Source organism: Rhizobium leguminosarum (assembly GCF_019798305.1).
Classification (GTDB): domain Bacteria; phylum Pseudomonadota; class Alphaproteobacteria; order Rhizobiales; family Rhizobiaceae; genus Rhizobium; species Rhizobium leguminosarum_U.
In genome coordinates, this window is the sequence record NZ_JAAXDD010000034.1 from 4,885 (window position 1) to 16,058 (window position 11,174).

Annotated in this window: 6 protein-coding genes and 7 pseudogenes; 4 read left to right on the plus strand and 9 right to left on the minus strand. The window is 57.9% G+C overall.

Annotated features, from left to right (window positions below):
- Nucleotides 1–467 (plus strand): annotated as a pseudogene (locus HFO99_RS32885) (IS6 family transposase); the annotation flags it as partial.
- 51 nt (nucleotides 468–518) lie between these two features.
- Here HFO99_RS32885 and HFO99_RS33755 read toward each other — a convergent pair.
- Nucleotides 519–1,435, minus strand: a pseudogene (locus HFO99_RS33755) (IS630 family transposase); the annotation flags it as partial.
- 968 nt (nucleotides 1,436–2,403) lie between these two features.
- Here HFO99_RS33755 and HFO99_RS32900 point away from each other — a divergent pair.
- Together HFO99_RS32900 and HFO99_RS32905 are read left to right on the plus strand one after the other, a co-directional pair.
- Complete coding sequence (locus tag HFO99_RS32900) at nucleotides 2,404–3,141, plus strand: hypothetical protein (RefSeq protein WP_077988110.1); 738 nt, start codon at nucleotides 2,404–2,406, stop codon at nucleotides 3,139–3,141.
- Nucleotides 3,142–3,357: 216 nt separating this feature from the next.
- Nucleotides 3,358–3,840: pseudogene (locus HFO99_RS32905) on the plus strand (IS6 family transposase); the annotation flags it as partial.
- Nucleotides 3,841–3,894: 54 nt separating this feature from the next.
- On the opposite strand, the pseudogene HFO99_RS32910 reads toward HFO99_RS32905, so the two are convergent.
- Nucleotides 3,895–4,117: pseudogene (locus tag HFO99_RS32910) on the minus strand (amino acid synthesis family protein); the annotation flags it as partial.
- A 789-nt stretch (nucleotides 4,118–4,906) separates the two neighbouring features.
- Here HFO99_RS32910 and HFO99_RS34040 point away from each other — a divergent pair.
- Nucleotides 4,907–5,120 (plus strand): annotated as a pseudogene (locus HFO99_RS34040) (class I SAM-dependent methyltransferase); the annotation flags it as partial.
- Between the two features lie 739 nt (nucleotides 5,121–5,859).
- Here the strand turns inward: HFO99_RS34040 and glnQ are convergent.
- From glnQ to HFO99_RS32945, 7 genes and pseudogenes are all read right to left on the minus strand, one after another.
- Nucleotides 5,860–6,104: pseudogene (glnQ, locus tag HFO99_RS32915) on the minus strand (glutamine ABC transporter ATP-binding protein GlnQ); the annotation flags it as partial.
- A 401-nt stretch (nucleotides 6,105–6,505) separates the two neighbouring features.
- Nucleotides 6,506–6,850, minus strand: a complete 345-nt coding sequence (locus tag HFO99_RS32920) for a hypothetical protein (RefSeq protein ID WP_077988268.1) — start codon at nucleotides 6,848–6,850, stop codon at nucleotides 6,506–6,508.
- A 49-nt stretch (nucleotides 6,851–6,899) separates the two neighbouring features.
- Nucleotides 6,900–7,190, minus strand: a complete 291-nt coding sequence (locus HFO99_RS32925; protein WP_222035468.1) for a helix-turn-helix domain-containing protein — start codon at nucleotides 7,188–7,190, stop codon at nucleotides 6,900–6,902.
- A 70-nt stretch (nucleotides 7,191–7,260) separates the two neighbouring features.
- Nucleotides 7,261–8,133 carry a glycine betaine ABC transporter substrate-binding protein gene (locus HFO99_RS32930; protein ID WP_028734667.1) on the minus strand — a complete coding sequence of 291 codons (873 nt, stop codon included), beginning with the start codon at nucleotides 8,131–8,133 and terminating at the stop codon, nucleotides 7,261–7,263.
- A gap of 64 nt (nucleotides 8,134–8,197) precedes the next feature.
- On the minus strand, nucleotides 8,198–9,079 hold the full coding sequence (locus tag HFO99_RS32935) for an ABC transporter permease (protein WP_222277304.1): 882 nt from the start codon (nucleotides 9,077–9,079) through the stop codon (nucleotides 8,198–8,200).
- 22 nt (nucleotides 9,080–9,101) lie between these two features.
- Nucleotides 9,102–10,334 (minus strand): glycine betaine/L-proline ABC transporter ATP-binding protein ProV, encoded by a 1,233-nt coding sequence (proV, locus tag HFO99_RS32940; RefSeq protein WP_077988271.1) that lies wholly within the window; start codon nucleotides 10,332–10,334, stop codon nucleotides 9,102–9,104.
- 454 nt (nucleotides 10,335–10,788) lie between these two features.
- Nucleotides 10,789–10,995: pseudogene (locus HFO99_RS32945) on the minus strand (DDE-type integrase/transposase/recombinase); the annotation flags it as partial.
- Between the last annotated feature and the right edge of the window lie 179 nt (nucleotides 10,996–11,174).

An 11,174-nucleotide genomic window follows, 5' to 3' on the forward strand; every position in this document is an offset into this window, starting at 1 on the left:
CTGGACGAAGTCGTCGTGAAATGCGCTGGAGAGAAATCCTGGCTCTGGCGTGCGGTCGATCAACATGGCACCGTTCTCGAAGAGATATTGCAGAAGCGGCGTGATAAAAGGGCAGCGAAGCGCGTGCTGGTGGCGTTAATGAAGCGCTATGGCTTTGCTCCCAAACGGATCATCACCGATAAGCTCCGCTCCTACGGTGCAGCAAAGGCGGAAGTGGCACCCGGCCTTGACCATTGGTCGCACAAGGGCCTCAATAATCGGGCTGAGAACAGCCATCTGCCGTTTCGAAAACGGGAACGCACCATGCAAGGCCACCGATCACCAGGCACGTTGCAACGGTTCGTCTCCATGCACTCGCGACCCGCAATTGCTTTCCAGTTCCGTCCCGTCGCCGCGCCGCGCAAACAATTCGCTACCATCGGCTCGAAGCTTTCGATGCATGGAAAATTGCGGCCTGTGTCGCCTGAATATCCACGAGCCGCTGACCTTTCCAGCCAGAGGAACTTAATGTGACAACCCCATTGCCACAGGTTCTCGACAGGGTTCAATTCGGGCGACCGCGGCGGCAGGAACAGCAGGGTGACGTTGTCGGGTACTTTGAGTTTCGGCGTGACGTGCCATCCAGCCTGATCAACGATCAGCACGGCATGAGCACCTTCATCGACCGCCTGGCTGATTTCGAGCAGATGCTGGTTCATGGCGTCGGTGTCGCAGTAGGGAAGAACAAGGCCCGCAGCTTTGCCCTTCTTGGGGCAGATGGCGCCGAAGGTATAAGTCGACATCGTGCGTTGATCGAGTGGTGCCGAAGGCCTTGTGCCCTTGCGTGCCCATCGTCGGGGGATCTTGTTCTTCTGCCCTATCCGAGCTTCGTCGGCCCACCAGAGCTCGATCTCGATGTTCTTGGGGAGCCTGCTTTTGATGGTTGCCAGTGTGGCGGGGAAGTTTTTTTAAAACTCTCCAGGTCACCCTCGTTCTGGGCGTAATGGCGCGGACGAGCAGACAGCTTTGCAAAGCCGAGCGCCTTCAATTCGCGGCCAATGGTCGTCTCGTCCACAGAGATCCGGTATTCCTGGAAAAGCCATTGAACCAGATCCTTGCGCCGCCAGCGAACGACGCCATGCACTGCTGGTATCGGCCCGATTTCGACAATCTTCGCCAAAGCCTGGCGATGCACATCGGAAAGCTCTCCTTGATTGCCAGGCGCTTTGCCGTTGATGAGCCCTGACGGACCGCGGGCATTGAAGCGCATAACCCAATCGCGGACAATCTGCAGGGTCACGCCTCCGATCCTGGCCGCGTCGCTGCGTGAATGACCATCATAGATTTCGGCAAGGGCAAGAAGCCGCCGAGCCTGTGCCGCATCCTTCGTGCTCTTGGCCAATGCCCGCAGGGCAAAACCGTCGAAGTCATCGCGCAGTGGAATTCCCAATGTCATCCGCAAACCTCCGTCTGCGACATAGATTCAGAATTCAACTGATTTGGAAACCGCAAAACGAGTCAGAGACCGCTCACGTTGGTATCAGTGACCTGATTTCCAAGCTCAGGATACCGGTGCCCAACGATGAAGCTGTCGAACAGCGTTAGATCATAGCGATGAGGGTCGCCCGTCGCCGCGATCGGCCGAAGCGTTTGCGCAAATCCCAGACCACGCCTTCGTAGTCCTCGCTGACTAACAACTACCTATTCCTGTTCGCCCACAGCTCAGACATGTGCAGCGCTTCCTTCATTCAGCGCAGAGCATTGTCGGAAAAGCACGGAATTTTCTGGGCACCGAATTCAAAAACGTGACAGCAACTTGCATCATCATCATCAATGCCAAGATGGGGCGCGCAGCACTTTCGCTTTCGGCGCACTGAGACCAATCTTCGCGGCGAGTTCAGTTCGCTGCATATGGAATTTTTTTCGCAGGTCGATCTCGGCGGACCGCCGCCGACGCGGCAGGATCATCCCCCCAACGTAATGAACTGGAGCACCTTGCATAAGCACGAGAAGGAGGCTGTTCATCGTCCCGATGTGGGCATCGAAGCGCAATTCTCAAATAAGAAGTCGCCAAAGACAATATCGCTACGATTCCAGCCTCTCACCGGAACTAGCATGGGATGAAAATGGCGAGCGCAACTTTGCAGAGTGGTTGCTCAAAGCTCAGGCCAAACCCTGACGTTCACCCATCGTTCTTCAACTTGGCCAAAATCCCAGCTTCGAGCCGATAGGGCCACTAACCGCGGAATTTGCGACAGACCCTCGTGGGCCCCGCCTATCAACTTAAGGTGTTTTCACCAAAATAATTAAACCTAAGATCGTTTTAGCAAAAAATTATATAAGTGACGTTGACTTGAACTCGTGGGGACCGTAAATTGCATACTGTAAATAAACACATCCTGGTTGCAATCAAAGGAAAAGACGATGACAGCAGTTACTTGGAATGACGGACGTCTGATCACCTTGAACGGCGGTGATACAGCAAGCTGCAACGGCAATTTGAATCAGGGGCAATTATACGCGCTGGTTTTCTACAACTCGGCCGGTAACGATGCCAACGCGACTGTGAACGTGATTTGGAGTCAATCACAGCCTCCCGTAAAGGTTACTGTGCCTGGCACTACTGGTAATCAGGGCCTTGCGGCGCTATGCTTTGTTTCAGGCAGCGACACGGCCTCCGTCAGCATTTCACTAACCACTGCCGATCCAGGCGTAAAAATAGATGCTTATATTGCCAGCGTAAAAATGCCGACGAACACATCCGGCATCAACAACGTTGCTGCACCAGTCGGCTCAACAGCATCGTTTACGAAATTTACGCGTTTCTACGGTGTGCCAGCAAGCCATTGGTATGATGTGACCTTGAAGAGCAACATCAACCAGTTCATTTCGGTACAACTTACTGAAAACAAGGCCAACGTTGTCATTCTCAATCAGCAAGCCGACCCCTCCAACACGATTGCCTACACAGGCACGACACAAAATCAGGTCACCGTCACCGGCAAAACTTACAACACCTATGAATACCCAATTCAGGGCAACGGAACACAGTGGGTTTGGGTCAACGCCGACAGTGCACAAAATTCGCAGACGGCAACTCTTGCAATACAGTCATTGCAAGCAACTTATAACTTGTTTGCCAAGCAAAAAGTCGACGCCTGATTGGTAGGGCGACAGGAGTGGGCCTTATGGCCTACTCCTGCTACAGCGAAAAATGCTCCAGTTGAGATGGATCAAGGTAAGCGGTGTTCTATTCCCACGTAGGCACTGTAAAGGGTGTTGTCACGTTAACCGGGCTGCGGTTGCCTGCCTAACGGGTTGCGCATAATTTTAGCAATGCAGACATCAGATATCAGTTTCAGGCGGCAGGCGCGCCCCGGCGATATTTGGTATTTGGACGAAGTCGTCGTGAAATGCGCTGGAGAGAAATCCTGGCTCTGGCGTGCGGTCGATCAACATGGCACCGTTCTCGAAGAGATATTGCAGAAGCGGCGTGATAAAAGGGCAGCGAAGCGCGTGCTGGTGGCGTTAATGAAGCGCTATGGCTTTGCTCCCAAACGGATCATCACCGATAAGCTCCGCTCCTACGGTGCAGCAAAGGCGGAAGTGGCACCCGGCCTTGACCATTGGTCGCACAAGGGCCTCAATAATCGGGCTGAGAACAGCCATCTGCCGTTTCGAAAACGGGAACGCACCATGCAAGGCCACCGATCACCAGGCACGTTGCAACGGTTCGTCTCCATGCACTCAGCGACCCGCAATTGCTTTTCAGTTCCGTCCCGTCGCCGCGCCGCGCAAACGCTTCGCTACCATCGGCTCGAAGCTTTCGATGCATGGAAAATTGCAGCCTGCGTCGCCTGAAAAGCCGGGAGCGTTAGCCCGTTCTCAGAGAGGACAACTTAATGTGACAACCCCGTGATTGCCGAAGCGGAGCATATGGATGAGCGCCGACGCATGCCCGATCTCGCCATCAAGGCCGCCGACCGCCGATCTACTATAGGCTTCGACCATTTCTCCCGAACCGACCGCACTGAGGATCATCTTCGTCAGCAAAGCACCGAGCAATGGCGCGTGCGGCAACATTTTCCGGCTTCAGATCCTCGACGAGGCCCTGTCCCGCCCAAGGGTTATTGATCACGCGATGTCCGAATAGAACGATGCCCGCCAGATCTACGAGATACGGGAGGCGCTCTTGTCAACGGCCGTCGCCGATTGCGCCCTTCTTGCTGGACGCGACGTCAAGATGAAACTGCGCAAAGCGATGGCTGAAATCGAACGCACTTCCGGCCAGAATTCATCGGCTCAATAGTCGAATTTCGCGACTCCGTGTCATGACTCTCTCGACTTCAAATCGCATGACCTCCGGTCCCTCGCAGGTCAACGAGATTTTTCGCGGCAATCGACGCGAACGATCCGGATTTGGCCGCCGCCGCCTGCGGGGCGCATGTCGACTGTGCAATGGCGATTGCCCAGACTATCTTTGGGATGATCTATCAAACGGCCGCTGCAAGCCTCCTTGCCAAAACCTTTGGCTCTACCCGCAACAAAGAGAGGCCGTTCGATGGTAATGCCGGAAAGCTATCTATATAAGCGGCGAACAAAGTTATCCGCATGGCGGAAGCAAACATCAAACAATCGGGGCAAGCATGACATCTAACCTCACAGGACAGAAGCATGCCGAGGAAAGACTAGGCGCAGCGCTTCAACAAATGAATGATGCCATTCGCGACTTACACAAATCCGGGATTGACGTTGATATCAGCACCCTCACCATGCACACGTCGCGTGGCCCGATGATCCAAGTCGACCTAAAGGCGTTCCGCGCATATGGAGCGCCGCCAGTGTTCCGGTTGGTGGGAGAATAGATGCGATGACATTGGACATTTATCGCCGTCCCGCAATATCGCGTGCCTGTGGCCATCGCGCCTCCACCGGTGGCCGGTTGCAAGCCTCGGTTAGAGAGGGCGAAGGCGAGGATGTGTCCACACACGGCAGCGCCGCGGCGTTACGTCGAGACGCACTGGCGCGAGTCTGCCCTGCGGTTCGCACTCGCAGACGCCGGCTGGATCGTCAGCGAGATACGTTGGTGCGTCGGAAAGCCCGATGATCGGTGGCTGAGCGTTCGGGCGAGTAGGGCGTGACGCGCACAGTCAGGGGCCGTCGGTTCATCATGACCATCGTCGGACATAACGCAACATCGGAGCGCGGATGGCGGAGTTCGACGTCTCCTACTGTCCGCGGCGCGTCGTGCGCGGCGATCATGATAATCATGTCGATCGCTGGTGCCCCTGACTGACGTCATCGGCGAGGACACGTGCGCGCCGCTGAGCCAGATGCAAAAGGACAACAACCTCAAGTTAACGACACGGTAACGAAAGAGGTCCTGAACGCACACGGGATTGCAGCACAATAGCGATTGGAGTGCCGTTCCGCTCTATACGCAGCGCGTGGCACGCTCCGAGCTTCTGAAATCAGCGGAGGGCTAGACCATCCCCGTGATCTTTTCGTTCCGGCCGCGGGTCACTCCTTTTGGCCAGCCGGGTTGCTTGTGAGATCAGTCACCGAATGGCGGTCAGCTTGGTGCCGGCCCTCTTGGGCCGACGCCGTGCCTGCCACGGCCAGGACGCTCCTCCAACAATGAGCATACCAGGCGCAGGCGCTCCCGCGCCGGCTCCAGTTCGCGCACGGCTTGACCGGAAAAAGGGCAGCCGCAGGAGGGTTGGCATAGCTCCGCTCCGAACGAACCCCGGACGACTGCCCCCGGCAAGCCGTTCCGCCTGGGGCGCATCAGTGGTGCCCCCTCATCTCGCCTCGCCTCACCAACAACGCCGATGATATTCAGTTTGGGGCAACCAAATCAGTGCTTGGCGGATTCGGCATTCAATGCCTGAGGATTTGGCTGAGAAAGAGCTTCGTCCGTTCGTGCTGGGGATTTGTGAAGAACATCTCCGGATTGCCTTCTCGACGATCTGGCCGGAGTTCATGAAGATGACCCGGTCGGCGACCGCGCGGGCAAAGCCCATTTCATGGGTGACGCAGACCATCGTCATGCCGTCACGGGCAAGGCTTGTCATCGTGTCGAGAACTTCCGAGACCATTTCCGGACCGAGCGCGGAGGTCGGCTCGGCCGGCGACCGTGGAGAGAAGCACCAGTTTTCTCAACCGCTTATCGCGCCGTTACCGTGGCCAACGTTTGCACCGGCGCTCTCAAACGTTATCTTCATCTGGTTCACTCGCCAGAGTTTCAGCTTGTACACGGCGCACCTGAACATCAGTCCGGCGTCTGATCCTTTCGTCTGGTCACCTCCCCAACTCCGATGTCTTCTGTCGCAATTGCGAAGGGGTAGCCGAAGGGGATCGTGGTTCGCAGGATCGCGCCGTCGGCAATCGGCGCACCCGGCAGCCTTTGCCGGCGCTGTCTATCCTGCACGTGACGAGGAAGGGGGCTGGCCGAAGACGAACAGGCCGGCATCTGCGATCCACGCTGATGCCGGCCGAGATGGGCGGAACTTGGCAGGGGAAAAAGCTATCCGTGGATATAGGCAGCGGACAGCGGTCCGAGCTGCGCCGAGATCTGTCGCCACCTCGCCGGCTGCGCGCCGGTGCGGGAAATCATCGCTTCGATCAAGCCGGTCGATAGCGCATGCTTCAGTTTGGGGTCACCGCTTCGCATGCCGAGCTCGATCAACTCGAATACCCTCTGACGGTCTTCAAGCGATGAAAAACGCTCGGCGATCAGCCATCCCAAATCCGAATAGAGGGCGTGCATGGCGGAGAGATCGATCGGCTGGCCGGTTGTCGATCCTGCTTCCAGGGCCGGCGCCCCACGGATTTTCTGCGTCAGTTCGGATGTGATTGTGCTGGTATCCATCGATGTCGTTCCTTGTCCTGCTGAAATCGTTTGGCGCGGCCGTTGGCCGTCAGTCCGGACGAACGGCAGAAGCGTTGTCACTGGTGATCCAGGTTGGCCCTTCGCCACGTCCGCTGACGAGCCACGCCAGGCTGACCCCGAGCGCTTCGGCAATCATCACGAGGCGGTCGGGGAAGGGAGCGTCACGATCGTTTTCCCAGTCGATCCAGGTGCCTGCCGCGATGCCGATTGCGAGGGCGGCGGCTTCGACCGACAGGCCGTTCGCGTCGCGCGCCAGCGATATCCGGCCGCCGATGGTGTCGTCGGTCGTGTAGAATGTGTCCGGGCTGTCGATATACAACTGTCGCTCCTGCTCGATCTTGCGAAGATGCTCACCAGCACGATGGTGCTGGGGAGCATGATGTCGGAGATCAGCCTTCCTCGCCGATCCAGCTCTTCACCTGGTCGGGGTGGTCGGCAATGTACTTGTCGACTGCTTCATCATAGGAGCTCTGCTGCGCGGTAAACATCGCCGCTTCCAGATCGGGAATCGGCAGCTTCATGCGCGACAGGAAGTCGGCAACCTTGGGATTTTCCGACTTGAAGTCCTTGCGCGCCAGAATGTCGACGTGCTCGGCTTCACCCAGCGACTTTTTCGGGTCGTCGAGGTAGCGCAGCTGGTGCTTGCCGAACATCCAGTGCGGGCTCCAGGCGGTGGCCACGAACCACTTTTCGCCGCGCACGGCGCGATCGACAGTGGTCAGCATGCCAGCTTCGCTGGAGATCTGCAGCTTGTAGCTGCCCAGCCCGTAATCCTTCTCGGCCTTCTCCGAAAGGCGCGTTAGGCCGGCGCCGGGGTCGATGCCCTGGATGGTGCCGGAGAGCTTCTTCTGGACGTCTTCCTTCTTGAGATCCTCGATCGAGCCGATCTGGTCTGCGGGAATGTAGTCCGGGACCACCCAGCCGAGCTTGGCGCCGTCATAGACGGTGCCGAGCGTCTCGACCTTCTCCTTGACCTTGGCATAATAGTCCGCATGGGTCTGCGGCAGCCAGGCCATCATCATCGCATCGAGATCGCCGCGGCCGACACCCTGGTAGAGCGGCGCCACGTCTGCCTGCACAAGCTCGACCTTCTGCTTGAGCTTGGTCTCGATCAGCCTGGCAGCGAGCTTAGTGACGAATTCGGCGTCGGACCATGCGGCCCAGCCGATCTTCACCGCCTTGGCATCCGCAGCCATGGTCGCTGTGACGGTGCCAACGAGAAGGGCGGCGGCGAGGCCGAGGGTCGCGAGTGTTTTGAACATATGTGCTCCTTTTGTGAAGGTTCGCATTAGACGGGTCGTTGCCCGCAATGGTCTGACGCGGGGGTCAGGCGGTAGCGGTCGCCAGTTCCTCGCGCTCGGTCTTGCGAAACAGTCCCAACCAGAAGGCGGCGCTGGGCTTTCCGAGGCTCTGGGTGATCCGGTCGAGAATGACGGCCAGGATGACAACGGCGATACCGCCTTCGAAGCCGGTGCCGACATCGAGACGCTGGATGCCCGTCAGTACCGTGTTGCCGATGCCGCCGGCACCGATCATCGAGGCGATCACGACCATCGACAGCGACAGCATGATCGTCTGGTTGATGCCGGCCATGATCGAGGGCAGGGCATTCGGCAACTGCACCTTGAAGAGCAACTGCGTGGCGGTGCAGCCGAAGGCATTGCCGGCCTCGATGAATTCGCCATCCACCTGGCGGATGCCGAGATTGGTGAGGCGGGCCACCGGTGGCATCGAGAAGATCACCGTGGCGATCGCGCCGGGTACGGCACCCAGGCCGAAGAACATCGCGGCCGGGATCAGGTAGACGAAGGCCGGCATGGTCTGCATCAGGTCCAGAACAGGGCGCACCAAGGCGGCGACAGAATCCTTGCGCGCCATGGAGATGCCGAGCGGCAGGCCGACCAGCATGGCGATCAGCGTCGAGGCGATCACCAGCGACAGCGTCTCCATCATCGGGCTCCAGAGGGCGATGTGATTGACGAGCAGCAGGCCGAGCGCGGTAAACACCGCAAAGCCGATGCCCACACGCCAGAGCGACAGGATCACGAAGATCGCGATGCCGACAGGCATGGGGATAGCCAGCAGGGCATTCTGGATGCCATCCGTGACGAAGCCGATGGTCGCGGCGATGGCGTCCAGCAGCGGTGAGAAATTGTCGAGGACGTAATTGACGGCAGCGTCGATGCCGCTTCCGATATCGAAGTACATAGTATATCCGATGTGTTTGGGGTCAGCTGGCGCGATCGAGCGTTTCGAGCAGCGCCGACTTGCTGATGGAGCCGATATAGCGGTTGCGATCGCAGACGACGGGTACCGGCCATGGGCTGGCGGCGACCTTGCCGAGCACGTTCGACAAAGGCTCGGAAGCCGGAATGGCCTGGATCTCGGTCAGGAAAGCGCCGCGATAAGGGTCGGCTGCCTTGGCCCGCATCTTCTCGATCAGCGAAGTTTGGCTGATCATGCCGTAATAGGTCTTGTCGCGGCCGAGGATGATCGCGTATTCACGATCGAAGTTCTTCATCCGCTCGAGCGCTGCGGCAGCGGACACGCCTTCGCGCTCGATGATCGTCACCTGCGACTTGCGGGCAACATCGCCGGCCTTGAAGACATGGGCGACATCGACATTGCGGAAGAACGAGCGAACATAGTCGTTGGCCGGCTGGGTGACGATTTCGTCGGGCGTGCCGACCTGCACGACATTGCCGTTCTGCATGATGCAGATCCGGTCGCCGATGCGCATAGCCTCGTCGAGATCGTGGCTGACGAAAACGATGGTGCGGCTGTGTTCCGACTGCAGGCGAACCAGTTCGTCCTGCATTTCCGTGCGGATCAGCGGGTCGAGGGCCGAGAAGGCTTCGTCCATCAGCAGGATCGTCGGCTCGCTGGCCAGTGCGCGGGCAAGGCCGACGCGCTGCTTCATGCCACCGGAGAGCTGGTCCGGGCGGCTGTCGGCATAGCCATCGAGGCCGACGGCCTTCAGCGCCGCCAGTGCCTTCTGCTTGCGGCCGACCGCGCCGACACCGGCGACTTCGAGACCGAAGGCGGCGTTGTTGAGGACCGTGCGGTTCGGCAGAAGTGCAACGGATTGGAAGACCATGCTGATGTCGCGGCGGCGAAGCGCGGTCAGCTCGCTGCGCGACATGCCGGTGATGTCGCGGCCATCGATCTCGATCGATCCGGAACTCGGTTCGATCAGTCGGTTGAGAAGGCGCAGCAGCGTTGATTTGCCGGAGCCCGACAGGCCCATGATCACGAATATCTCGCCGGCACGAATATCGAAACTGGCGTCGTTGACGCCGATCGAGCAGCCCGTTGCTGCATGAATTTCAGACTTGGTCTTTCCGGCCCGCAGTAGTGCGAAGGCTTTTTTCGGATGCTCGCCGAAGACTTTGTAGATGTTCTTGAGGCTAATCTTGGTCGTTGCCGATTGTGTCGGCACGTCTCTTTCAGTTGCAGAATTCATATAATTTGGGCGCCGAGCTCAAGAGGCCAGGCATTCTCCTTTTTTAGCCGATGCTTGTCGAGACGACAGTATTTGCTGCGCATTCCCAAGTGTCGGTTATATATTCAACGTATCAAAACGCTATGATTTAAACACGATCTGGCCATCCAAGTATGGCTCTGCCAACATGGCAATCATCGACAGTAACGTCTGCATTCAGCGCTTCATGTTCCTTTCGAAACAAAGCGCTTCGGCGGAGGAGTTGAACGTTATGTAGGTGGATATACGCTCGATGTCCATACGAAAATGAAATTTATTGCCAGCTGGTCATTGTGATGGCGCAAAAATAGGGTGTTTTGGGCTTCTGCGACCCTGGCGTTGTGGGCGGCTTCGGGTGCATCCAGCGCTGGGTTGCGAAACGGGCGTGTCGCAAAGCGGTCGGCCGAACGCGTTGAGCTGAAATACGTTCTGCTCTTCACGCCTTATTAATCTTTTGAAGTCCGAAGAGACGCGCGAGCAGATCGTTCTGATCATTGACGGTCCACTCTCCGAAGAAGCCAAACCCTATTCGAAGCCACAGCATCGCTTCGAACCCTGCGATAGTTCGACGCGCGGTTTTGAAGGATTGGAATCCGCCGATCTTCGGCATGTTCTTCTTCACGCAGAAATGGTCACTCTCAATGGCGTTGGTGCACGGATGTGGATCTTTGAAACGGCTGACTGTGGCGTGGCTGGGCGATGTCACGTTGTCGGCGACTTAACGGGTGGCGGATAATACGGTTGAGATGACCTCATCGACCATCAGCTACAAGCACCACCGATTTCCACCGCAGATTATCGCCCGTGCGGTCTGGTTGTATT